Here is a 22827-nt window from a genome sequence, read left to right on the forward strand (position 1 = left end):
ACCACCATCAGGTGTTCATCGAATCGAAGAATTCCGAATTGGTCTTGGTCTGCTTGAGCTTGTCGTTCAGGAACTCAATCGCGTCCGTGGTGCCCATCGGAGCCAGGATGCGGCGCAGAACGAAGATCTTCTGGAGATCCTGACGCGCGATGAGGAGGTCTTCCTTACGCGTACCGGACTTGAGAATATCGATGGCCGGGAAGATGCGCTTGTCGGCAACCTTGCGGTCCAGAACGATTTCCGAGTTGCCCGTGCCCTTGAACTCTTCAAAGATCACTTCGTCCATGCGGCTGCCCGTATCGATGAGCGCCGTGGCGATGATCGTCAGCGAACCGCCCTCTTCGATGTTGCGCGCCGCGCCGAAGAAGCGCTTGGGGCGCTGCAGGGCGTTGGCGTCCACACCACCGGTCAGAACCTTGCCGGAAGACGGCACGACCGTGTTGTAGGCGCGGCCAAGACGGGTGATCGAATCGAGCAGAATGACCACGTCGCGGCCATGCTCGACCAGGCGCTTCGCCTTCTCGATGACCATTTCGGCAACCTGCACGTGGCGCGAGGCCGGCTCGTCGAAGGTCGAGGAAATAACCTCGCCATTCACCGAGCGCTGCATGTCGGTCACTTCTTCCGGACGTTCGTCGATCAGAAGAACGATCAGGAAGCATTCCGGGTGATTCGAGGTGATCGAATGGGCGATGTTCTGCAGAAGAACCGTCTTACCCGTGCGCGGCGGCGCGACGATCAGGCCACGCTGGCCCTTGCCGAGCGGCGCCACCAGGTCGATCACGCGCGCCGACAGGTCTTTCTTCGTCGGGTCCTCGATTTCCATGTTCAGCCGCTCATCGGGATAGAGCGGTGTCAGGTTATCGAAGTGGATCTTGTGGCGGATCTTCTCCGGATCCTCAAAATTGATCGTGTTGACCTTGAGAAGGGCGAAATAGCGTTCGCCTTCCTTGGGGCTGCGGATCGGACCCTCGACCGTATCGCCCGTCTTCAGCGAGAAGCGGCGGATCTGGGAGGGGGAGATGTAGATATCGTCCGGACCCGGCAGATAGTTGGCGGTTGCGGAGCGGAGGAAGCCGAAGCCATCCTGCAACACTTCCACGACGCCTTCGCCGATGATCTCGATATCCTGCGTGGAGAGCTTCTTCAAAATCGCGAACATCAGCTCCTGCTTGCGCATGATGCTGGCGTTCTCGACCTCAAGCGATTCTGCGAACGCAATGAGATCGGTCGGCGATTTGCTTTTCAGCTCTTGGAGTTTCATTTCCTGCATGTGCGGACTCTGGAAAGGCAAACAAAAAGATGGGGGTAGGCGTATTTGAAGCCAGCCGGTTTCACTCGGAACGGAAGATGTGCGTGGAACCGGACAAAAAGGAAGGAACCGACTCTTAGCGCCGTCTTGTTCAAAGGGCAAGACGGCATCGCCGGTTCCGCATCAAAGGCAGTCTGTCAAACCCGTATCAGAAGGGTTTGACGATAACAAGCACGACAATAACGATCATCAGAAGCGTCGGCGCTTCGTTCATTATACGCCAATGACGGGCGGGCTTGGTGTTCTGATCGGCCGCAAAGCGGCGAACGGAGGCCGAGAAATAGCCGTGCACGCCCGACATGGCGATAACAAGCGCGATCTTTGCGTGCAGCCAGCCGCCCGAAAAGCCGAAACCGTCCCAGGCCAGCCACAGGCCGAAAACCCAGGTCACAATCATGGCCGGGTTGATGATCAGCCGTAACAGACGCTGCTCCATCACCTTGAATGTCTCGGATTTCTCCGAACCCGGCTCTGCATCCGCGTGATAGACGAACAGGCGCGGCAGGTAGAGCATGCCTGCCATCCAGGCAATCACGGCGATCACATGGATGGCCTTCGCCCAGAGATAGAAACCGGACGGATTGTAGAAAAACAAAAGCGCCGTCAGGCCGATGAAAATCGCCAGCGCCGTGAAGGCCCTGCCCGCAGCTTTCTTGCCGCCCGTGTCACTCGCAGCCATCACTCGGCCTCCCTGATCTGTTTCAGCATGGCTTCCACATGCTCAACCGGCGTCTTGGGCGTGATGCCGTGGCCGAGGTTGAAGATGAAGGGTCCATGTCTCAGGGCGTCCAGAATGGCCGCCACGCCCTCGTGGAGCGCCTCTCCGCCCGCAATCAGCCTCAGGGGGTCCAGATTGCCCTGAACGGCTCCCTCGGCCTGCAGACGGCGCGCTGTGCCCAATGGAACGGTCCAGTCGAGACCCAGCGCCGTCACGCCCGTCTCCCGGCGATAGCCCGCATAATGCGCGCCCGCGCCCTTGGGAAAGCCGATGATCGGCACATCGGGGTGCTTTTCACGCACTTTCGCCACGATCCGGGCCATCGGCTTCACGCACCAGCGCTCGAAAGAGAGCTCATCGAGAACACCGGCCCAGGAATCGAAGATCTGAACCGCATCCGCGCCCGCATCGATCTGGCGGATCAGATATTCGGCCGAACAGTCCGCAAGACAGTCGATCAGCGCGGAGAAGGCCTCCGGCTGTTCCAGAGCGAACATGCGGGCCGGCGCCTGGTCCGGCGTTCCATGCCCGGCGATCATGTAAGTCGCCACAGTCCAAGGCGCGCCACAGAAGCCGAGCAGCGTCGTTTCGTCTGGAAGTTCTTTCCGAAGCCGCCGCACCGTCTCGTAGACCGGCGCCAGATGATCATGAAAACCGTCGGTTTCCAGCCTGGCGATGCCGCCGGCGTCGATTGGCGTCAGGAGCGGACCGCGCCCTTCCTCGAAGCGCAGATCGCGTCCGAGGGCATGAGGCACGACGAGAATGTCGGAAAACAGGATCGAAGCGTCGAAGTTGAAACGCCGGATCGGCTGTAGCGTCACTTCCACGGCCAGATCGGGATTGTAGCAGAGATCCAGGAACCCACCGGCGTGTTTCCGGGTTTCCCGGTATTCCGGCAGATATCGCCCTGCCTGGCGCATCATCCATACGGGAGGCGGAAACACCGTCTCGCCTCTAAGCACGTCGAGGATTTTTCGCTGCCCCATCAGGATGCTCCACAGTCAGGATTCAAAAGATAATTACAGATCTGAAGATTCTTCTGATTCTTAGACTCTGTTTGTAATGTGGATTCAAATCTGTCCACGGTTTCGCGCATCGCCCCTTCGGTCTTATTGCCGCGCCCCATGGCAATGCACATCTTCAGAAGAACGGGGATAATGCGGATTCAGCACGCAGATTCAATAGGCTGAGCCAATTTCGTTTTCCCGCGTGTGGTGGACAATGAAGGAAGGTTCGGGGATTGTCGATTGTTCTCCACATGGGCGCATCACAATTCACACCGGGCTGATCTGTGGAAGACTCTATGGACTTATCCAGAGGCGCGGCCTCGCCATTTTTTTGAGCCCGCGTTATCAACAATCATCCACATGGCGGGGCAGAAAACCGTGCAACAGCCGCAGCGCTTCTTCCATCTTCACATGATTTCTGATGCGACCGGAGAGACTCTTCTGGCCGCTGGACGCGCCGCAGCCGCGCAATACAAGGATGCGCGGGCGATCGAGCACATCTACCCGCTGATTCGAAATGAGAAGCAGCTGGCCCGCGTGCTCGATGAAGTGGAGCGCGAGCCGGGCATTGTTCTCTACACAGTGGTGGATCAGAAACTCGCCCGGCAGGTGGATGAAAGCTGTGCCGCGCTCGGCCTGCCCTGCGTTTCCGTGCTCGAACCGGTGCTGATGGTTTTCCAGTCCTATCTGGGAACACCCGCCGGACGGCGCATGGGCGCGCAGCATGTGCTGGATGCGCAGTATTTCCACCGCATCGAAGCGCTCAATTTCACCATGGAGCATGATGACGGGCAGCTTCCGCTGAACATTGAAGATGCGGACGTTGTGCTTGTGGGTATCTCCCGCACATCCAAGACGCCCACCAGCATCTATCTGGCGAACCGCGGTGTGAAGACCGCCAATGTTCCAATCGTTCTGGACATGAAGCTTCCCGAAGCGCTGGCAGAGGCCAGGCGGCCGCTGATCGTGGGCCTCGTTGCTTCCGCCGAGCGCATTTCACAGATCCGCCAGAACCGCATTCTGGGCTCTGTGGATGAAACAGCCTTCAATCCCTATACGGATCGCGCAACAATCTCGCGCGAGATTGCCTATGCGCGCCAGCTTTGCAGCCGGCATGGCTGGCCGGTGATCGACGTTTCGCGCCGGTCCATTGAAGAAACCGCAGCCGCCATTCTCGCATTGTATGCGAAGTCACGAGAAAACAGAGGGTGACACCATGACAGACAAGCCCGCCATCATCCTGGCGTCGGGAAGCGCCTTTCGTCAGAAAATGCTGCGCGATGCCGGCGTCACGTTTCGCGTCGAACGGTCCGAGATCGACGAGCGCGCTGTGGAATACACGCTGGAAGGAAGCGGCGCGGATCCTGAAACCGTCGCCCAGGTGCTTGCCGAAGCCAAGGCCGTGGACGTTTCCGAGCGCTCCCCCGGCGCGCTTGTCATCGGTGCGGACCAGACCCTGTCGCTCGGTGATGAAGTCTTCCACAAGCCGGCAGACATGGAAGGCGCGCGCCGGCATCTTCTGAAACTTTCGGGCCGCACCCATCAGCTCAACAGCGCCGTCGTCATCGCGCGCGATGGCGAGGTGATCTGGCGGCATGTGGGCATTGCGCGCCTCACCATGCGCGATCTCGATCCCGCTTTCATCGGGCGTCATCTTTCCAGTGTGGGCGAAAACGCCCTGCACAGCGTGGGCGCTTATCAGATCGAAGGTGAAGGCATTCAGCTTTTCGAAAAGATCGAAGGCGACACCTTCACGATTGTCGGCCTGCCGCTCCTGCCGCTTCTGGCCGAGCTGCGCACGCTGGGGGCCATCGATGGCTGATATTCACGCCTTCGTCTGCGGGCATCCCATTGCGCATTCCCGCTCGCCGCTCATTCATGGCTACTGGCTTCATCAGCACGGCATCGCCGGCAGCTATGAAAAGCTGGATGTCGCACCGCTCGATTTCCCGGCGTTTCTCGCTGGCCTGTCATCTTCCGTATATGCCGGTGGCAACGTCACCCTGCCCCACAAGGAAGCAGCCTTTCAGGGGGTCGACAAGCGCGACGAGGCGGCCGAGATGATCGGCGCCGTCAACACGCTGTGGTTCGAGAGTGGAAAACTCATCGGCGGAAACACGGACGCCTATGGTTTTTCTGCAAATCTGAGCGCCATTGCTCCCGGCTGGACGTCTGGCGAGACCGCTGTGGTGTTGGGTGCAGGCGGTGCGGCGCGCGCCATCATCCACGCCATCCAGAAGGCCGGCTACCGCAAGATTCGCGTGGTCAATCGCACCATTGAGCGGGCCGAGGAGCTGGCGCAGCGTTTCGGAACGGGCGTCAGCGCCCATGGCTGGGACGCGCTTCCGGCACTTCTGTCCGATGCGCATCTTCTGGTGAACACGAGCGCGCTCGGCATGACCGGCAAACCACCGCTGGAGATTTCGCTCGATCCAATGCCTGAAGGCGCGGTCGTCAGCGACATTGTCTATGCGCCGCTCAAGACGGACCTGCTTGCCGCCGCCGAGGCGCGCGGGCTCACGCCGGTCGACGGGCTGGGCATGCTGCTGCATCAGGCCGTGCCCGGTTTCGAGCGCTGGTTCGGCATGCGGCCAGAGGTCACCGGGGCCCTGCGCACGCATGTTCTGTCCGATGGAGAACAGGTGTGACAGTCATTCTCGGCCTCACCGGCTCCATCGGCATGGGGAAATCCACAACCGGCCGCATGTTTGTGGAAGAAGGCGTGCCGGTGCACGATTCCGATGCAGCGGTTCACAGGCTCTATGCGGGTACGGCTGCCCCGCTCATCGAGGCGCGTTTCCCCGGAACCGTTGTTGACGGCGCGGTGGATCGTGAACGACTGGCCAGGGCCGTTTTGGGGAAACCCGAAGCCTTCAAGGCGCTGGAAGAGATCATCCATCCACTGGTGCGTCAGGATGCAGACGCGTTCGTTGCCGAAAACAGGCAAAAGGGAACGCCCATTGTCGTGCTCGACATACCGCTCCTGTTCGAAACGGGCGGTGAGGATCGTGTTGATCGCATTGTCGTCGTCACCGCGCCGGCTGAAGAGCAGCGCAGCCGGGTTCTGTCACGTCCCGGCATGACGGAAGAAAAGTTCGCTGCGATCCTTGCCCGTCAGGTGCCGGATGCGGAAAAGCGCGCGCGCGCCGACTTCATTATTGACACGGGCAATGGGATGGAAGCGGCGCGCGATGCCGTGAAATCGGTGATCGCAGCACTTTCCCCAGCCGAAACACCATCCCCATAAGGCCATGCTTGCGTCACCCGCATCGGGTGCGCATGTTGCTCACGAACTGGCGCTCTGGAGCGAATGAATGCGCGAAATCGTTTTCGATACGGAAACCACGGGTCTCGACAACAATCTGGATCGGGTGATCGAGATCGGCTGTGTCGAGCTGGACAATCGTTTTCCCACGGGGCGTTTCCTGCATCATTACATCAATGCGCAGGGCCGTTCGGTTCACCCGGAGGCGCAGGCGGTTCACGGAATTTCCGATGCCGATCTCGCCGACAAGCCGGTGTTTGGCGCGGTTCTGCAAGAATTTCTGGAATTCATCGACGGCGCAAAGCTGGTCGCCCACAATGCGAACTTCGATATCGGCTTCATCAATGCCGAATTCGACCGGCTGGGCGTTCCCCCGGTGGAGCCCTCGCTTGTGGTCGATACGCTGGCCATCGCCCGGCGCAAACACCCGATGGGGCCGAATTCGCTCGATGCGCTGTGCCGTCGCTATGGCATCGACAACAGCCGCCGCACCAAGCACGGCGCTCTGCTGGACGCCGAACTTCTCGCCGAAGTCTATATCGAGCTGATCGGCGGCAAGCAGGCCGCTCTTGGTCTGGAGATTTCAGGCGGCGGCGACAATGCGGGCGAAAGTGCACTGGCCGCTTCGGTCACCCTGTCGGCGCGACCGACTCCCCTTCCCCCGCGCATCAGCGAGGAAGAGCGCGCCGCTCATGAGGCGCTGGTCGAAAAGCTCGGCGAGAAATCGCTCTGGCACAATCTGCGCGCCTGAAGTCGGGCAGTTTTCCGGAAAATCCCGGCTTTCTCTGAAAATCGAAGAATCCTGCGCCAGAAATGATGCGCCAGAAGTGATTCGGGGCGGCGCCCGAAAGCGCCACCCCGAAAAAAACTCAGAAAATCTGGCTGGATCAGGAAACCTGAACCTGGCCCTTTGCCTGTTCCTCGGCAACGCGCTGCTGGAACATGCGGGCAAAGTCGATCGGGTCGATCATCAGCGGCGGGAAGCCACCGGCGCGGGTTGCGTCGGCGATGACCTGACGTGCGAACGGGAAGAGCAGACGCGGGCACTCGATGAAGAGAACCGGCAGCATGTGCTCCTGCGGGAAACCGGCAACGCGGAAGACACCGCCATAAACCAGCTCTACGTTGAACAGCACCTTGCCTTCGGCTTCTGCCTTGGCGTTGAGCGTCAGCACGACGTCATAGTCGGTCTCGCCAAGCGGGTTGGCGTTGACATTGACGTTGATGTTGATTGCCGGAGCTTCCGAACGACCGCGCAGAGACTGCGGAGCACCCGGGCTTTCGAAGGAAAGATCCTTCACATACTGGGTCAGAACGTTCAGTGCGGGCTGTGCGCCGTTGCCGGCCTTTGCCGCTTCGTTCGCGCCTGCAGTGTTTTCTTCTGGTTTCTTGGCCATGCGTGTTCTTCCTCAAGCGTGGTTGGCAGCCGCGCGGCTCCCCGAAAATAATTGTTTGCTCGCTAGCATGGGCTTTGGCGCATGACAAGGCGCGGCGGGGTCGCGGGACGGTCCGCTTTAGTCGCGATCGGGTCCGCGCCAGGGCGAATTATCGTTCGGTTCGTCGCTGTAATCGTCTGCCGAAAGATCAATTGTCTGCGGCCCGGTGTCGCGTCGATAGGGGTTTTGGCGCTGTGCGCCGGCGCCTGCCGCCCCGCCCATGACGACGATCCGGCTGCGCAGGAATTTCCAGCCGATGTCGCGGATTGCCGGAATAAACAGGAGGAAACCGAGCGTATCGGTGATGAAACCGGGCGTGAGAAGAAGCACGCCGGCCACCATGATCATCATGCCATGCACGAGATCGCGGCCGGGCACGCCGCCCTCATTCATCGTTTCCTGAATGCGGCGAACGACGCCAAACCCCTGAATTCTCAGAAGGATGGAGCCTGTCACGGCTGTTATCAGAACCAGCGCCAGCGTGGGGAACACGCCGATCTGGCTTCCGACAACGACGAACATGGCGATCTCGCCCAACGGGATGGCGAGAAGGAGGAAGGGAACAATCGAAAATCGCACGAACTTGTTAGCCTTGTTGCCTGTTTAAGCGGATTCTGACCGTTCCATGCTGGCCAGTGGGGAAAACATAGGTATTCTGACCGAAAATTTGAATGATGGCGGTCTGCGTTCTATATGATTTCCGGTAAGGACGGGGTGCCGTCGCCTCTGCACCTGGCCTGAGCCGGCAGGTGCTGCGGAACACAGTGGCTCGTTTGGCTGGACGTTATGGAATTCTTCGATTTCGGCACGATTTTCTTTCTGATTGCCGCTGTGGTGATCTTCTTTCAGCTGCGCAATGTGCTCGGCCGGCGTACGGGCAATGAACGTCCGCCTTTTGATCCCTACACCGCAGGGCGCAGGTCTTCCAGCGAAGAAAAGTCCGGCGACGGCGAAAACGTGGTCTCCCTGCCGCGCCGCAAGGGCGCTCCGGAACCCGACCTGACCTATGCCGATATCGACAAGGCCGCCAAGCCGGGCAGCGAACTGAACAAGGGCATGCGCGCCATTCGCGACGCCGACGCCTCGTTCGCGCCCAAGAGCTTCGTCGAAGGCGCGAAGATGGCCTATGAGATGATCGTCATGGCCTATGCCGATGGCGACCGCCGCACCCTCAAGAACCTGCTTTCGCGCGAGGTTTATGAAGGTTTCGTCGCTGCAATCGACGAGCGTGAGAAGCGCAACGAGAAGATCGAATCCTCGTTTGTCGGCATCGACAGCATGGATATCGTCGCCGCCGAGATGAAGGGTTCGGAAGCCCATGTCACGCTGCGCATCGTCAGCGAGCTCATTTCCGCCACCCGTGACGGGTCCGGCGAGGTGATCGACGGCGATCCCGAGACCGTGGCCGAAGTCAAGGATGTGTGGACCTTCGCGCGCGACAGCCGTTCCCGCGACCCCAACTGGAAGCTCGTCGCCACCGAAGCCGAGGATTGATCCTTGCCGGGCGGAGCGTCGTGCATGGCCGCACAGTCTGCGGCGCTTTCGCCATCCCTTGAAAGGGTTTCGTTCAGCGACATGCCAGGCTGGCGGGAAGACAAGGTTCTTTCCGCCTTTCGTGCATTTGCCCGTTCCGCCAGGCGCGTTGCCGTAAAGCCCTATCGCACGGGCGCTCTGGGCATCGCGCTTTCCGCCTTCGCTCCCGCTCACAAAGCGGCACTGGCCATGCCCGACGCCGATGAAGCATCGGCCCGGGCATTCTTCGAAGAACATTTCATTCCCTGCCATATCCGCGCTGAAGACGGCGGTTCCGGTTTTGTGACCGGCTATTACGAGCCGGAGGTTGAGGCCTCGCGCGAAAGGACCGAGCGCTTCTGCGTGCCGCTCTACCGGCGTCCCGACGATCTGGTGGATGTGGATGATGAGAACCGCCCCGCCGGGCTCGATCCCTATTTTGCGTTTGCCCGGAAAACGGACAGTGGCCTTGTGGAGTATCACGACCGCGGTGCAATCGACCGTGGCGCGCTGGACGGGCGTGGTCTGGAACTCGTCTGGCTCGACAACAGGGTCGATGCCTATTTCATCCATGTTCAGGGCGCGGCAAGGCTGCGGTTTGAGGATGGATCCGTCATGCGCGTCACCTATGCCGCGAAGTCGGGTCACTATTTTACGGGCGCCGGAAAGGTGCTCATCGAGCGCGGCGCGCTTTCTCCGGAAACGGTCACAATGCAGAGCATTCGGGCCTGGTTTTCGGAAAATCCGGAGCGAATTGACGAAATTCTCCGGCAAAACCGCTCTTTCATCTTTTTCCGCGAAACCGATGCGGGAGCGCCGGAACTTGGTCCCGTGGCAGCCGCCAAGGTGCAGCTCACGCCGGGACGCTCGATCGCCGTCGACCGGCTGTTGCACACATTCGGAACCCCGTTCTTCATCAATGCGCCGGAACTCGATGTGGTCGATGGCGGGCCATTCCGCCGCCTGATGATCGCGCAGGATACGGGCTCGGCGATCACCGGACAGGCGCGGGCCGATCTCTTCATCGGCAGCGGTTCTGCGGCGGGCGAGATCGCCGGTGTGATCCGCCACAGAGCGGATTTTTATGCGCTGGTTCCCAGAGCGCTTGTGGAAGGCTGAGCAATGACCAGCCACACGCCGAAACGTCTGAGTATGGAAGACCGCATTCTGTGGAACCGCGTGGCGCGGACCACGGAACCGCTCAAGGGCAAGTTTCTTGAAGAAACGGCAGAGCCCGATGACGACACGATGGCCGAGCTTTCGCGCCTGGTGGCGCAGGACACGTCGCGGCCTGCTGCGACATCCAGCAGTTCCGGCAAGGCTTCGCCCGCTCCGGTCAAGGCGCATCCGACCCGGCCCATCGACAAGCCCACCCATACCAAGATTGCCCGTGGCCGGCTTGTTCTGGAGGGGCGCGTGGACCTTCACGGGCTGACCCAGTCGGAAGCGCACAGCCTGCTTCTCTCCTTCCTGAACCGCGCCCATGCGGAGGGCATGCGCCATGTTCTGGTGATTACCGGCAAGGGCGCATCGTTCGGCAGTGATGGCGTGCTGCGCCGCGCCCTGCCGCGCTGGCTTGCAACACCGCCCTTCTCCGGCCTGGTGAGCGGGATCGACGAGGCAAGCCGGCGTCATGGCGGCGGCGGCGCGTTCTATATCCGCCTGAAGCGCAGGCACAGGAGCGGCATGTGACCCCGCTTGGCGAGAAAATCCGCGAGCTGCGGCGTGAGCGCGGGGTGAGCCAGAAGGAAATGGCGGCGGCCATCGGCGTCAGCGCGGCCTATCTTTCTTCTCTGGAGCACGGTCGCGCCAGCCCGCCCAACTGGGCGATGGTTCAGAAGATCATCGGTTTTTTCAACGTGATCTGGGATGAGGCGGATGAGCTGCAGCGGATCGCCGAGCTTTCACACCCGCGCGTCGTGGTGGACACGGCGCATCTTTCGCCCTGTGCAACGGAACTCGCAAACCTTCTGGCGGCGCATATCGCTTCTCTGAAGGATGGCGAGATCAAGGTGCTTCTGAAGCAGTTGAAAGCCGTCACCGGCGACCGGGCGACGGACGGGACATAAGATTCTTATGGTTCAGGAATCCTGGAAAAGCGCCTTCAGCTCATCCAGCTTCTCGTTCACCAGCCAGCCATAATAGTTCTCTTCCGGAAGCTTGACCCGCTGGCCTTTGGCCCGGCGGACGCGGTTTTCCGCTGCCAGACGCGCGGCACGTGCTTCCGGATTGCCGAGATTGTAGAGCGTGGCGGTGATGCCCGGATTCTTCGAAATGTCGAAATCGGCAATCTGCCTGTAGGCGGCGATGGACTTCTTCACCGTCGCGGCCACATAGGCGAGCGACTTATCCGGGTCCATGATCGTCTGGTAGACTTCCTGCGGATTGGTGTGGCTGATCTGGCGGAAGCCGGAAACCCTGTTCACCGTGTCGGTCATCTTGAGGGCGGTCAGCGGATTGAGCTGACCGATGCCGAAGGTCTGGCCTGCATAGAAAGGCTGGAAGAAAACGGCTCCGAACCGGTCGTTCGGCCATTTCTTGCCGTCGACGGATTTGCCGCGGAACGATTTGTCCCAGACGGCTTCGCGGCACGACCAGACGTCGTAGCTGCCCTTTTCCTTTTCGCAGTCGGCGAATTCGGGCCGTTCCACGAACTGGCCGACTGTCTCACCGCCATAGGAGAAGGAGAAATCGCTTTTCAGATAAGAGACCGCCTTCACATAATAGGTCTGGAGGCGGTCATAGGCGTCCACATTGTAGGTGTGCTCACCGACGATGGCGCCGACCATGTGAACGGGATCGATGTTGTATCGGGATGAAATGGAGCGGATCTTGGAAACAAGCCCGCCATCGGTTTTCAGAAGCTGGTAGACCTTGCCATATTTGGCTTCATAGGTGGTCTGGGCCGACTTCGTGCGCTTGGCCGAAACACCGGGCACCGGGGGCTGTTTGGCGTTCCGGTTTCCTTCGGGAACGAGTTTGGCCGCGGAAACGGGAAGTGTTCCGACGCAGAAGAAGCCGAGGCAAATGCCTATAACCAGTCGTGCCCGTGGTGCCATGTCGCGCTGCTTGCGCCCCCTGCGTGGTTCTGACTTTTTTGGATTATCGGCAAATTAGGCAAAGCTACCGACCAAGTCGAGAGGCATTCGCGGCCCGACAATCATCACGCCCCGACCGCGGCAGAGATGTCACACTTGCTTATATGCGGGCCTCTTATGCGCCCCTCTTATGCGCCATGCCCCGCCGGTTCTGAACCGGCGGGGCATGGGACGGGGAATGGGCAGATTTCGGAACTGTGCGGGGGCTTCAGAGGATGAAGCGTGACAGGTCCGTGTTTTTGGCGAGGTCGCCGACATTCTTGTCGACATAGGCCGCGTCGATGGAAAGCTCGGTTCCCGAACGATCCGGGGCGTTGAACGAGATCTCGTCGAGCACGCGTTCCATCACCGTCTGCAGCCGGCGTGCGCCGATGTTCTCGACGCTGGCGTTCAGATCGACGGCAATGGCCGCCAGACGGTCGATGGCGTCGTCGGTGAAGTTCAGCGAAACGCCTTCGGTTTCCATCAGCGCCACATACTGCTTGATGAGGCTCGCCTCGGTTTCCGTCAGGATGCGGCGGAAATCGTCTTTTTCCAGCGCGCGCAGCTCGACGCGGATCGGCAGACGGCCCTGAAGCTCCGGCAGAAGATCCGAAGGCTTGGAGACGTGGAACGCGCCGGAGGCGATGAACAGGATGTGGTCGGTTTTGACCGGACCGTATTTGGTCGCAACCGTCGTGCCTTCCACGAGTGGAAGCAGGTCGCGCTGCACGCCTTCGCGCGAAACGCCGGCGCCCGCACCGTTCTCACGGTTGGCGATCTTGTCGATTTCGTCGAGGAAAACGATACCGTCATTCTGCGCCGATTCCAGGGCCCGCTGGGTGACTTCTTCCTCATCGAGAAGCTTGTCGGACTCGTCGGCGATCAGAAGTTCGTAGGACTCCTTCACGGTCGTCTTGCGCAGCTTGGTCGGCTTGCCGCCCATGGCCTTCTGGAGCATGTCGTTGATGTTCAGAACGCCGATATTCGCGCCAGGCATGCCGGGCATTTCAAAACCGGGCATGCCGCCGCCGGAATCGGAGACTTCCACCTCGATTTCCTTGTCGTCCAGCTCGCCATTGCGCAGCTTCTGGCGGAAACTGTCCTTGGTGGCGGGGCTGGCGGTCTTCCCGACCAGCGCTTCAAGAACGCGCTCTTCGGCGTTCATGTGGGCGCGGGCCTTCACGTTCTCGCGCATCTTTTCACGCACGAGACCGATGGAGACCTCCACCAGATCGCGGATGATCTGCTCCACATCGCGGCCGACATAGCCGACCTCGGTGAACTTGGTGGCCTCGACCTTGATGAAGGGCGCGCCGGCGAGCTTTGCCAGGCGACGCGAGATCTCGGTCTTGCCGACGCCGGTGGGTCCGATCATGAGGATGTTCTTCGGCATCACCTCCTCGCGCAGCTCCGGCTCGAGCTGCTGGCGACGCCAGCGGTTGCGCAGCGCAATCGCCACGGCGCGCTTGGCGTCATTCTGGCCGATGATGTAGCGGTCGAGTTCGGAGACGATCTCGCGTGGGGAAAATGTGGTCATGTGTCCGTCTCGTTGTTCGTGTCGTATTGCATGATCAGGTAGTCCCCTGTGCGTCCGGCCAGATGAGGCACCGGCTGGAAGCCGGCCTTTTCATAGGCGCGGACCGCACGCGTGTTCTTGGGGTCCGGATCGATGATGATGTTTCTGCGTCCCGTTTCCAGAAGGTGGCGCACCATCAGCTTCACTGCGGTGCTGCCGATCCCTTTCGAGAGCAGGTCTTTCGCGCCGATGATCAGGTCGACGCCGACGGTATCCGCCGGAAGGTCGTCCACCCACTGATCAATCCCGTCGCGATTGTCCGCCAGAAACCAGTACTGAATGTAGCCGACAGGCCGCCCTTCCAGTTCGATCACAAAGGGGCGCGTCGTGTCGCGTCCCTCGATCATGTCGCGGATCTGGCCCAGCTCGATTTCGGGCTCGCCCCACCATTCGCGTATGTGCGGCTGGCGGAGCCAGTCGAGGAGCACTGGAAAATGATCCGCGGTTACCGGAGAAAGGGCAACCCGGTCTGCCTCATTCGGCGTCAAGGGTTTCCACCACCACATTGTCATTGGTGTAGATGCAGATGGACGCGGCGATCTCCATCGCCTTGCGGGCGATTTCCTCGGCGTCCTTGTCGGTGTCGGCGAGCGCACGCGCGGCAGCAAGCGCATAATTGCCACCGGAGCCGATGGCCATGATGCCCTGCTCGGGCTCCAGCACATCGCCATTGCCGGTAAGCGCCAGGGTGACGCTCTTGTCGGCCACGAGCATCATCGCTTCGAGCCGGCGCAGATAGCGGTCGGTCCGCCAGTCCTTGGCAAGCTCGACGCAGGCGCGCATCAACTGCTCGGGATACTGCTCCAGCTTGGCTTCCAGCCGCTCCAGAAGGGTGAAGGCGTCGGCGGTGGCCCCGGCGAAGCCGGCGATCACATTGCCCTTGCCGATGCGCCGCACCTTGCGCGCATTGCCCTTCATCACGGTGTTGCCCAGGCTGACCTGCCCGTCACCGGCAATCACCACTTTGTCGCCCTTGCGCACAGTGACGATTGTCGTGGCGTGCATGGATTTATCTTCGCTCATCGCACACTCCTTTTCGCGCCGCCCGAAGAGGCACGGCGCCGTCAGATCGAATATGTAAGTTGATCATTGTGGAATGCAAACGCGCAGATGGAATTGCCATGTCGGTGCCAGGCGCCCTCGCCCTTCGACAGGCTCAGGATGAGGGCTGTTGTTGCGTTGTGCGGCGGGTCCCTTGAGGGTTTGAATATGGGGGTGACATGGCAGCACATCGCTACGTCGCGTCACCATCCGTCACATCAATCCTCATGGTGAGCCTCTTGAGCTTGCTGAAAGGCGAACCACGAGGGTGCCTGGCGGGGTGTTGAGCACTTTGCAGATGTGGCGATGATGGGTATTGCGGGCGGAGTTTGAAATCAGGATCTGCCGGTCTTGGCGTACCGTCTGGGCGGCAACGGTTCTGGTCTTTGGCGGAACATGCTGCTAGAAGGCTGGCCTTCATGCAGCGCAAAGGGACAGACCATGGCTTCCAGCACAACGCGCACCGCCGAAATCAGCCGCAAGACCAATGAAACGGCCATTGCCGTTCGGGTCGAAATCGATGGCGAAGGCCGTTACGACATGGCTACCGGCGTGGGCTTTTTCGACCATATGCTGGAGCAGCTTTCCCGCCATTCGCTGATCGACATGACGGTGAAGGCCGATGGCGATCTGCACATCGACGATCACCACACGGTCGAGGATTGCGGCATCGCGCTCGGCAAGGCCATTTCGGAGGCGCTGGGCGACCGGCGCGGCATCACGCGTTACGCCTCGCTCGATCTCGCGATGGACGAATGCCTGACGCGCGCGGCGATCGATGTTTCGGGCCGCCCCTTCCTCGTCTGGGATGTTGAGTTTCCGACGCAGAAGATCGGCACGTTCGACACCGAACTGGTGCGCGAGTTCTTCCAGGCGCTTTCCCAGAATGCCGGCATCACACTGCATGTGACCAATCATTACGGCGCAAACAGCCACCACATCGCCGAGACCTGCTTCAAGGCGGTGGCGCGGGTGCTGCGCACGGCCTGCGAAGCCGATCCGCGCCAGCTTGATGCAGTCCCCTCCACCAAGGGCAGCCTGAAGGGATAAGCCGATGGCAAGCTATGTTGTGATGGAGCCGCCCGAACGCAATCCGGAACAGGCGGTTCTGGTGCGCGACGGCTTTGCGATCCTGGCGTTCATTGCGCCGTTCCTCTGGTTCCTGTGGCATCGCATGTGGCTGGAAGCGCTGGCTGCGGTTGCCGCCGCGCTGCTGCTCGGCGCGCTTGGCGCGCTGGAGGGCTGGTCGGTTGCGGCAACGGTGGCCTCGCTCTGCCTGTCGCTGTTCTTCGGGCTGGAGGCGCGCAATCTGCGGGTCTCCATGCTGAAGCGGCGCGGCTGGCATGAATGGGGCGTTGTCGACGCCGACAATCGCGACGAGGCGGAAACCCGTTTCATGGCGGAACTGGTGTTTGCCGACGATGAAGCGCGGCAGGAAACGCCATCCCCTGCCCTCACCGACAGGCCCGCACCGGCCAAGGGCTTCGGCCGTGGCAGCGAGCCGGCGCTCGGTCTCTTTTCCTATCCTGGAGCGCGCTGACCATGAAGGTTGCGATTATCGATTACGGCTCGGGCAATCTGCGCTCGGCCGCGAAAGCCTTCGAGCGCGCCGCGCGCGAAAGCGGCATCGGGGCCGAGATTTCAGTTACGGCGGATGCGGATGCGGTGCGCGCCGCAGACCGGATCGTGCTTCCCGGCGTGGGCGCTTATGCCGATTGCCGGCAGGGTCTCAGCGCGGTGCCCGGCATGGTCGAGGCGATCACGGATGTGGCGCTCGAAAAGGGTCGTCCGTTCCTCGGCATCTGCGTCGGCATGCAGCTGATGAGCGAGCGCGGTCTTGAAAAGACGGTGACCGAGGGGCTCGGCTGGATCGCCGGAGACGTGGTGGAAATGACCCCGTCCGACCCGGAATTGAAGATTCCGCAGATCGGATGGAACACGATTCACGTGAAACATTCGCATCCCCTGTTCGATGGAATCCCCACCGGAGAGGACGGTTTGCACGCCTATTTCGTGCATTCCTATCATTTCGCGGCGCGCAATGAGGCCGAGATTCTGGCCACCACCGACTATGGCGGGACGATCACGGCGGCCGTTGCGCGGGACAATCTGGTGGGCACGCAGTTCCACCCTGAAAAGAGCCAGGCGCTTGGCCTGGCCCTGATCGCAAACTTCCTGCGCTGGAGGCCCTGATGACGGTTTCGACCAAAAAAGGCTACTGGATCGCGATGGTCGATATCGCCGATCCGGAAGGGTACAAGAAGTATATCGAAGCCAATGCGAAGGCTTTTGAGAAATACGGTGCGAAATTTCTCGCCCGTGGCGGGCAGCATACCGCGCCCGAAGGCCCTGCCGGCGACCGGCAGGTGATCATCGAATTCAGCTCCTATGAGCAGGCGCTTGCCTGCTACAACTCGCCGGAATACCAGCACGCGCTGGGCATCAGGCGGGATTATTCAACGGCGAAGCTCAGCATTATCGAGGGCGTCTGACACATGATACTTTTTCCCGCCATCGACCTGAAAGACGGCCAGTGCGTGCGGCTCAAGCTGGGCGACATGGACGAGGCGACGGTCTACAACACCGATCCCGCCGCGCAGGCCCGCTCCTTTGAGGAGCAGGGTTTCGAGTGGCTGCATGTGGTCGATCTGAATGGGGCGTTCGCCGGCGCAAGCGTGAATGGCGATGCGGTCGAGGCGATCCTCAAGGCGACCAAGAACCCGGTCCAGCTGGGCGGCGGCATCCGCACGCTGGAGCATATCGAGGCGTGGCTCGACAAGGGCCTGTCACGCGTGATCCTCGGCACGGTTGCGGTGCGCGATCCGGCTCTGGTGATCGAGGCCTGCAAGGCGTTTCCGGGCAAGGTTGCCGTCGGCATCGATGCGCGCGGCGGCAAGGTTGCGGTGGAAGGCTGGGCGGAGACCTCGGATCTCTCGGCAATCGAGCTTGCGCGCCGCTTCGAGGGTGCCGGCGTGGCCGCCATCATCTACACGGACATCGACCGTGACGGCGTTCTGACCGGCATCAACTGGGAATCGACCATTGAACTGGCCGACGCCGTTTCCATTCCCGTGATCGCTTCGGGCGGTCTTGCCTCCATTGCCGACATCGTGCGCATGACCATGCCCGATGCGGCGAAGCTGGAAGGCGCGATCTCCGGTCGCGCGCTCTATGACGGCCGCATCGATCCCGCCGAGGCGCTGAAGGTGCTCAAGGGAGAGGCTGCGTGAGCGCTGACGGTCGCCTGAGCCGGGGCACCAAGAGAACCTTCATCGTTCTTCTGGTGGTGATCCTCGTTCTGGCGGCGCTGCCCGTTCTTTCGGTTGTCGCCTCCAGCATCCTTGCCAGCACTTATGGCTGCACGGTTCACGAGGGCTACAGCAATCCCTGCATGATCGCCGGTGAAGACCGGGGCGACATGCTATATTCCATGTTCGTGATGGGCTGGCTGGGGCTGATAAGCCTGCCCTTCGGCATGGCCGCGCTAATCGCCTGGACAGTGGCGTTGATGATCGCCGTGATCCGGGCCCGCAAGAAGGCGAACCTCGCATGACACTCAAAGCCCGCGTCATCCCCTGTCTCGATGTGAAGGACGGCCGCGTCGTCAAGGGTGTCAACTTCGTCGACCTGATCGACGCCGGCGACCCGGTGGAAGCCGCAAAGGCCTATGACGCCGCCGGTGCCGACGAGCTCTGCTTCCTCGACATCACCGCTTCCAGCGACAACCGCGAAACGATCTTCGACGTGGTGGCGCGCACCGCCGAGCAGTGCTTCATGCCGCTCACCGTGGGCGGTGGCGTGCGCGAGGTGTCTGACATCCGCAAGCTGCTGCTTGCCGGCGCGGACAAGGTGTCGATCAACACGGCGGCTGTGAACGATCCCGAACTGGTGGCGCGCGCCGCCGACAAGTTCGGCAATCAGTGCATTGTCGTTGCCATCGACGCCAAACAGGTTTCCGGCGAAGGCGAGCCGTTGCGCTGGGAGATCTTCACCCATGGCGGGCGCAGGGAAACGGGCATCGACGCCGTCGAATTCGCCCGCAAGGTGGTGGATCTCGGCGCCGGTGAAATCCTGCTCACCTCGATGGATCGCGACGGCACCAAGGCGGGCTACAACATTCCGCTGACCCGCGCCGTGGCCGACGCCGTGCGCGCGCCGGTCATTGCATCGGGTGGCGTGGGCACGCTGGATCATCTGGTGGAAGGTGTTCGCGACGGACACGCGACCGCCGTTCTGGCCGCGTCGATCTTCCATTTCGGCACTTACACGATCGGCGAGGCCAAGGCGCATATGGCGGCTGCCGGCATTCCCATGCGGCTCGATCCCGCGCAGACCCCGGAGCAGGCATGAGCCAGTTCGACCTCACCCGTCTGGAAGCCATCATCGCCGAGCGCGCGCGTTCGGGCGATGAGAACTCGTGGACCGCAAAGCTGTTTGCCAAGGGCACACCGAAGGCTGCGCAGAAGCTTGGCGAAGAAGCCGTGGAAGCGGTGATCGCCGCCGTTTCGCATGATCGCGAAGACCTGATTTCCGAAAGCGCCGATCTCCTTTATCATTGGCTCGTCGTGCTGGCGCTGGAGGGCGTTTCGGTTGATGAGGTGATGGCGGAACTGGAGCGCCGCACCGCGCGCACCGGAATTGAGGAAAAGGCATCCCGAAAGGGATAGATCGTTTCCGCCCTGGGTGGCATCATCCATCGCATGATGGATGGCGACACCGATAAGACAACCATGGCGGCAAGGAAGGGGGCCGCGGACTTCATGGACCAGCTTGTCTCTGGGGAGAACTACTCCCCCTATCGCATTTTCACCGCCGAGAAGTGGGCGAAGTTCCGCGCCGACACGCCGTTGACGCTGACCGAGGACGAGGTGCAGCGCCTGCGCTCGCTGAACGATCCGGTCGATCTGGAAGAGGTGCGGCGGATCTACCTGTCCATGTCGCGGCTCCTTTCGGCGCATGTGGAGGCCACCCAGCTTCTGTTTCGCCAGCGGCAGGTCTTCTTCAACTCCGAAGACGTGGTCAAATCCCCCTTCATCATCGGCATTGCCGGCTCGGTGGCCGTTGGAAAATCGACCACGGCGCGCGTTCTCCAGGAGCTTCTGACCCGCTGGCCGTCGAGCCCGAAGGTCGACCTGGTGACAACGGACGGGTTTCTCTATCCCAACGAGGTCCTGCGGCGCGAGAACCTGATGGAGCGCAAGGGCTTTCCCGAAAGCTACGATGTTGGCGCGGTTCTGCGCTTTCTCTCGGCGATCAAGGCCGGTGTGCCGAATGTTCCGGCGCCGCTCTATTCGCACCTCACCTATGACATCCTGCCCGGCGAGTTCCGCACCATCGACCGCCCGGACATCCTGATCTTCGAGGGCATCAACGTTCTGCAGACCCGCGATTTGCCGCAGGATGGCACCGCAATCCCGGTGGTTTCGGACTTCTTCGACTTCTCGATTTATATCGATGCGCCGGAAGACTTGATTCATCAATGGTATGTGGACCGCTTCATGCGGTTGCGCGAAACGGCCTTCCAGAACCCGGAATCCTTCTTCCACCGCTATGCGGCGCTCAAGCCGAGCGCGGCGCTGGCCATTGCCGAGCAGCTCTGGGAGACGATCAACCTGAAGAACCTGCGCGAGAACATTCTGCCGACGCGACCGCGCGCCGATCTGATCCTGCGCAAGGGTGCGGATCACCTGACGGACGAAGTGGCGCTCAGGAAGCTGTGACGCGGCGCAGGGTCAGGTTGATGCGGCCCGGTGCGCTGAGCAGCGTCGAGGTGCCGGGATAGATGCGGTCGACGCCGTGAAAGGCGAGCCGCCCTGCCCCGCCCAGCACCACCACATCGCCGCTTTGCAGCTTGACCGAAACGGTCTTGTCGCCGCGCTTTGCGCCGCCGACGCGAAAGAGGCATGCATCACCGAGTGAAACCGAGACCACGGGTGCGGCGAATTCCTGTTCGTCACGATCCTGATGCAGGCCCATTTTCGCGGTTTCAGCATAGTGATTGACGAGGCAGGCCTCCGGCGGAGCCGGGAAATCCGCCACCTCATCCCACAGGGCGAGTAGTCGCGCCGGTATCGGCGGCCATGGTTTTCCGGTCACGGGGTGCGTTTCCTGATAGCGATAGCCGCGCTCCCGGTCGGTGACCCAGCCAAGCGGGCCGCAATTGGTCATGCGCACGCTCATTTCCCTGCCGGTTCGCGGCATGACCGGGACGAAAAGCGGTGCCTCGCGCACCACGGCGCGAATGTCTTCAACAAGCGCTTCCTGGGCGGTGCGGTCGAGATAACCCGGCAGATGGCGCACGCCTTCGGTGAGGGTTGGCAATTGGGTCTCCTTACATCTCGAGCACGGTGCATGTTGAGCCGCTGCATTGATGTAGTGCGTGGTTCGACAAGCTCACCATGAGGGATGCAGCGGCCTTGCAGAAAGGTCTGATTCTGCAACATCGCAGATGGGTTTTGCAGGCGTATTTCCACCCTCATGGTGAGCTTGTCGAACCACGCACAACGCCGTTGCCACATGATCGGATACGGGATGTAACCGTGCAATCTCACCCGGGAAACTTACACCCACACAAAAGAAAACGGCGACCCGAAAGCCGCCGTTCCTGTCAGATCGTGCCGGGGGCGCTTATGCCTCGGCGAGATCGGGAATGCGCAGAACCTGGCCGGGGTAGATCTTGTCCGGGTCATCAAGCATCGGCTTGTTGGCCTCGAAGATCATGGTGTATTTCGCACCCTTGCCCTTGCCGTAATTGGCTTCGGCGATCTTCCAGAGATTGTCGCCCTTCTGGACCGTGTAGAAGACCGGGGCCTTGGCTTCGGCGGCAGCAACCTTGAGCTCGCCTGCTTCCACCTTGGAAATGCCGAGCGTGTTGCCGACGGCCACGACGGCCTTTTCGAAGGCCGACTGGTCTGCGACCTCGCCCTTCAGAACGACCTTGTCCCCTTCCACGACCACGTCGACCTTGTCGGTGCCGAGGCTATGGGAATCGAGTTCCTTCTTCAGTTCGTCTGCTGCCGGCGGCTCCTCGTCCACCACGCCGAGCTTCTTGCCGACGGATTTGACGAAATCGAAAATGCCCATGGATACGTCTCCAGTTTGAGTTGGCGGATATTTGACGTGTAACGGTTGTAGATTTCAACTGTAAAACACTGAATGGTAATAAGCGGCGATTTTGCCCCGGAATCTTCAGCAACCTCCAGGGTCAGGACCTGTCAATTTGGCCGCAATGGTCGGCCGATCCGTAGGACGCTCGATAGACCGGCGACCTGCCGCGTCAAACCCCTTGACCGGGGGGAAGACCCCGCTCTGCGGGCTTTTCCTGGCATCTCTTGGTCTATCGAACGCCATTGCAGCCAAATTGACAGGTCCTGACCCTAGTCGTGGCTAACCTTGCCACGCATCTTCTTGATGGAGGAGCGGCCAGCCTTGGCTTTCAGGCGGCGTTCGATGGCGGAGCGGGTGGGCTTTGTCTTCTTGCGCGGCCGTGGCGGTGGCTCGGCGGCGCGGGTCAGAAGTTCGGTCAGCCGGTCGCGCGCATCGGCGCGGTTCATCTCCTGGGTGCGGTAGCGTCCGGCCTCGATGACGATCTCGCCTTCCTTCGTGGCGCGGCTTCCCGCCAGCTCCAGAACCTTCTCGCGAATGCGCTGCGGCAGGCCGCGCGCGTTCCTCGCGTTGAAGCGCAGCTGCACGGCGGTCGCCACCTTGTTGACGTTCTGACCGCCGGGACCGGAGGAACGGATGAACTGTTCCTGCAATTCGTCCTCGAAGACGGTTACGCCATTTCTGATGTTGAGGTCGCCCTCGGCCATTGCGCCAGTCCGGTTGTGTTTTCTTGCATCAAAACAAAGGGCCCGACCAAATGGCCGGGCCCTGAAAAT

General features: G+C 61.2%; 30 protein-coding genes. 18 read left to right on the plus strand and 12 right to left on the minus strand.

From position 1 onward, the window contains the following. Positions 1 to 7: 7 nt before the first annotated feature. The 3 genes from rho to hemE form a co-directional block, all read right to left on the minus strand. Positions 8 to 1273: a transcription termination factor Rho gene (gene rho, locus JYP46_RS10750; protein WP_113153616.1), complete on the minus strand. Its 1266-nt coding sequence runs from the start codon at positions 1271 to 1273 to the stop codon at positions 8 to 10. A 187-nt stretch (positions 1274 to 1460) separates the two neighbouring features. Continuing rightward, the gene (gene hemJ, locus JYP46_RS10755) at positions 1461 to 1991 is read right to left on the minus strand and encodes a protoporphyrinogen oxidase HemJ (protein WP_113153617.1); all 531 of its coding nucleotides are present in this window, start codon (positions 1989 to 1991) and stop codon (positions 1461 to 1463) included. After that, entirely contained in the window at positions 1991 to 3016 is a 1026-nt protein-coding gene (gene hemE, locus JYP46_RS10760; protein ID WP_206545573.1) for a uroporphyrinogen decarboxylase, read from the minus strand. The genes hemJ and hemE overlap by 1 nt, the downstream gene beginning before the upstream one ends. Before the next feature lie 399 nt (positions 3017 to 3415). Here hemE and JYP46_RS10765 point away from each other — a divergent pair, with 399 nt between their 5' ends. The 5 genes from JYP46_RS10765 (at position 3416) to dnaQ (ending at position 7053) form a co-directional block, all read left to right on the plus strand. Then, positions 3416 to 4249: a pyruvate, water dikinase regulatory protein gene (locus JYP46_RS10765; protein ID WP_206545572.1), complete on the plus strand. Its 834-nt coding sequence runs from the start codon at positions 3416 to 3418 to the stop codon at positions 4247 to 4249. Positions 4250 to 4253: 4 nt separating this feature from the next. Further along, positions 4254 to 4859, plus strand: coding sequence for a Maf-like protein (locus tag JYP46_RS10770; RefSeq protein WP_206548083.1), 606 nt, complete (start codon positions 4254 to 4256; stop codon positions 4857 to 4859). After that, on the plus strand, positions 4852 to 5685 hold the full coding sequence (locus JYP46_RS10775; RefSeq protein ID WP_206548084.1) for a shikimate dehydrogenase: 834 nt from the start codon (positions 4852 to 4854) through the stop codon (positions 5683 to 5685). The genes JYP46_RS10770 and JYP46_RS10775 overlap by 8 nt, the downstream gene beginning before the upstream one ends. Further along, on the plus strand, positions 5682 to 6284 hold the full coding sequence (coaE, locus tag JYP46_RS10780) for a dephospho-CoA kinase (protein ID WP_206548085.1): 603 nt from the start codon (positions 5682 to 5684) through the stop codon (positions 6282 to 6284). The genes JYP46_RS10775 and coaE overlap by 4 nt, the downstream gene beginning before the upstream one ends. A gap of 67 nt (positions 6285 to 6351) precedes the next feature. Continuing rightward, positions 6352 to 7053 carry a DNA polymerase III subunit epsilon gene (gene dnaQ, locus JYP46_RS10785; RefSeq protein WP_206545569.1) on the plus strand — a complete coding sequence of 234 codons (702 nt, stop codon included), beginning with the start codon at positions 6352 to 6354 and terminating at the stop codon, positions 7051 to 7053. A gap of 136 nt (positions 7054 to 7189) precedes the next feature. Here the strand turns inward: dnaQ and secB are convergent, their stop codons facing one another. Together secB and JYP46_RS10795 are read right to left on the minus strand one after the other, a co-directional pair. Next, complete coding sequence (gene secB / locus JYP46_RS10790) at positions 7190 to 7699, minus strand: protein-export chaperone SecB (RefSeq protein ID WP_113153623.1); 510 nt, start codon at positions 7697 to 7699, stop codon at positions 7190 to 7192. A gap of 117 nt (positions 7700 to 7816) precedes the next feature. Continuing rightward, the gene (locus JYP46_RS10795) at positions 7817 to 8317 is read right to left on the minus strand and encodes an FxsA family protein (RefSeq protein ID WP_206545568.1); all 501 of its coding nucleotides are present in this window, start codon (positions 8315 to 8317) and stop codon (positions 7817 to 7819) included. A 207-nt stretch (positions 8318 to 8524) separates the two neighbouring features. Between JYP46_RS10795 and JYP46_RS10800 the strand changes: the two genes are divergently transcribed. The 4 genes from JYP46_RS10800 to JYP46_RS10815 are packed head-to-tail and all read left to right on the plus strand — an operon-like array spanning position 8525 to position 11319. Beyond that, positions 8525 to 9232, plus strand: coding sequence for a Tim44/TimA family putative adaptor protein (locus JYP46_RS10800; protein WP_113153625.1), 708 nt, complete (start codon positions 8525 to 8527; stop codon positions 9230 to 9232). Positions 9233 to 9256: 24 nt separating this feature from the next. Next, positions 9257 to 10369, plus strand: a complete 1113-nt coding sequence (gene mltA, locus JYP46_RS10805) for a murein transglycosylase A (RefSeq protein ID WP_206548086.1) — start codon at positions 9257 to 9259, stop codon at positions 10367 to 10369. A 3-nt stretch (positions 10370 to 10372) separates the two neighbouring features. After that, a complete protein-coding gene (locus JYP46_RS10810; RefSeq protein ID WP_113153627.1) occupies positions 10373 to 10942 on the plus strand; it encodes a Smr/MutS family protein in 570 nt (189 codons plus the stop codon). Further along, the gene (locus tag JYP46_RS10815; RefSeq protein ID WP_113153628.1) at positions 10939 to 11319 is read left to right on the plus strand and encodes a helix-turn-helix domain-containing protein; all 381 of its coding nucleotides are present in this window, start codon (positions 10939 to 10941) and stop codon (positions 11317 to 11319) included. Before JYP46_RS10810 ends, JYP46_RS10815 begins: the two co-directional genes overlap by 4 nt. Positions 11320 to 11331: 12 nt before the next feature. Here the strand turns inward: JYP46_RS10815 and JYP46_RS10820 are convergent, their stop codons facing one another. The 4 genes from JYP46_RS10820 to hslV all read right to left on the minus strand — a co-directional run bounded on the left by JYP46_RS10820 (position 11332) and on the right by hslV (position 14929). Then, positions 11332 to 12309 carry a DUF1402 family protein gene (locus JYP46_RS10820; RefSeq protein ID WP_206548087.1) on the minus strand — a complete coding sequence of 326 codons (978 nt, stop codon included), beginning with the start codon at positions 12307 to 12309 and terminating at the stop codon, positions 11332 to 11334. A gap of 247 nt (positions 12310 to 12556) precedes the next feature. Then, positions 12557 to 13867 carry an ATP-dependent protease ATPase subunit HslU gene (gene hslU / locus JYP46_RS10825; protein WP_113153630.1) on the minus strand — a complete coding sequence of 437 codons (1311 nt, stop codon included), beginning with the start codon at positions 13865 to 13867 and terminating at the stop codon, positions 12557 to 12559. Next, positions 13864 to 14394, minus strand: coding sequence for a GNAT family N-acetyltransferase (locus tag JYP46_RS10830; RefSeq protein WP_222474048.1), 531 nt, complete (start codon positions 14392 to 14394; stop codon positions 13864 to 13866). Before JYP46_RS10830 ends, hslU begins: the two co-directional genes overlap by 4 nt. Beyond that, on the minus strand, positions 14381 to 14929 hold the full coding sequence (gene hslV, locus JYP46_RS10835) for an ATP-dependent protease subunit HslV (RefSeq protein WP_222474049.1): 549 nt from the start codon (positions 14927 to 14929) through the stop codon (positions 14381 to 14383). Before hslV ends, JYP46_RS10830 begins: the two co-directional genes overlap by 14 nt. A 459-nt stretch (positions 14930 to 15388) precedes the next feature. On the opposite strand from hslV, the gene hisB reads away from it, so the two are divergent. The 9 genes from hisB (at position 15389) to coaA (ending at position 20667) form a co-directional block, all read left to right on the plus strand. Then, complete coding sequence (gene hisB, locus JYP46_RS10840; RefSeq protein WP_113153633.1) at positions 15389 to 15997, plus strand: imidazoleglycerol-phosphate dehydratase HisB; 609 nt, start codon at positions 15389 to 15391, stop codon at positions 15995 to 15997. A gap of 4 nt (positions 15998 to 16001) precedes the next feature. Then, positions 16002 to 16487: a DUF2628 domain-containing protein gene (locus JYP46_RS10845; RefSeq protein ID WP_206545565.1), complete on the plus strand. Its 486-nt coding sequence runs from the start codon at positions 16002 to 16004 to the stop codon at positions 16485 to 16487. Positions 16488 to 16489: 2 nt separating this feature from the next. Beyond that, positions 16490 to 17140, plus strand: a complete 651-nt coding sequence (hisH, locus tag JYP46_RS10850) for an imidazole glycerol phosphate synthase subunit HisH (protein WP_113153635.1) — start codon at positions 16490 to 16492, stop codon at positions 17138 to 17140. Then, the gene (locus tag JYP46_RS10855; protein WP_206545563.1) at positions 17140 to 17439 is read left to right on the plus strand and encodes a DUF1330 domain-containing protein; all 300 of its coding nucleotides are present in this window, start codon (positions 17140 to 17142) and stop codon (positions 17437 to 17439) included. Before hisH ends, JYP46_RS10855 begins: the two co-directional genes overlap by 1 nt. Before the next feature lie 3 nt (positions 17440 to 17442). Further along, positions 17443 to 18177: a 1-(5-phosphoribosyl)-5-[(5-phosphoribosylamino)methylideneamino]imidazole-4-carboxamide isomerase gene (gene hisA / locus JYP46_RS10860; protein WP_206548088.1), complete on the plus strand. Its 735-nt coding sequence runs from the start codon at positions 17443 to 17445 to the stop codon at positions 18175 to 18177. Continuing rightward, on the plus strand, positions 18174 to 18500 hold the full coding sequence (locus tag JYP46_RS10865) for a hypothetical protein (RefSeq protein WP_206545561.1): 327 nt from the start codon (positions 18174 to 18176) through the stop codon (positions 18498 to 18500). Before hisA ends, JYP46_RS10865 begins: the two co-directional genes overlap by 4 nt. Further along, positions 18497 to 19297, plus strand: a complete 801-nt coding sequence (hisF, locus tag JYP46_RS10870) for an imidazole glycerol phosphate synthase subunit HisF (protein ID WP_206545560.1) — start codon at positions 18497 to 18499, stop codon at positions 19295 to 19297. The genes JYP46_RS10865 and hisF overlap by 4 nt, the downstream gene beginning before the upstream one ends. Beyond that, complete coding sequence (locus JYP46_RS10875; protein ID WP_206545559.1) at positions 19294 to 19614, plus strand: phosphoribosyl-ATP diphosphatase; 321 nt, start codon at positions 19294 to 19296, stop codon at positions 19612 to 19614. Before hisF ends, JYP46_RS10875 begins: the two co-directional genes overlap by 4 nt. A gap of 93 nt (positions 19615 to 19707) precedes the next feature. Continuing rightward, entirely contained in the window at positions 19708 to 20667 is a 960-nt protein-coding gene (gene coaA, locus JYP46_RS10880) for a type I pantothenate kinase (protein ID WP_222474050.1), read from the plus strand. Here coaA and JYP46_RS10885 read toward each other — a convergent pair. From JYP46_RS10885 to arfB, 3 genes are all read right to left on the minus strand, one after another. Beyond that, entirely contained in the window at positions 20654 to 21268 is a 615-nt protein-coding gene (locus JYP46_RS10885; protein ID WP_206545558.1) for an alpha-ketoglutarate-dependent dioxygenase AlkB family protein, read from the minus strand. The two genes, coaA and JYP46_RS10885, sit on opposite strands and share 14 nt — an antisense overlap. A gap of 306 nt (positions 21269 to 21574) precedes the next feature. Then, positions 21575 to 22030, minus strand: a complete 456-nt coding sequence (lysM, locus tag JYP46_RS10890) for a peptidoglycan-binding protein LysM (RefSeq protein ID WP_206545557.1) — start codon at positions 22028 to 22030, stop codon at positions 21575 to 21577. A gap of 293 nt (positions 22031 to 22323) precedes the next feature. Further along, positions 22324 to 22758, minus strand: a complete 435-nt coding sequence (arfB, locus tag JYP46_RS10895; protein WP_113153643.1) for an alternative ribosome rescue aminoacyl-tRNA hydrolase ArfB — start codon at positions 22756 to 22758, stop codon at positions 22324 to 22326. Positions 22759 to 22827: the final 69 nt, after the last annotated feature.

Source organism: Nitratireductor aquimarinus, from assembly GCF_017255295.1.
Taxonomy (GTDB): domain Bacteria; phylum Pseudomonadota; class Alphaproteobacteria; order Rhizobiales; family Rhizobiaceae; genus Nitratireductor; species Nitratireductor aquimarinus.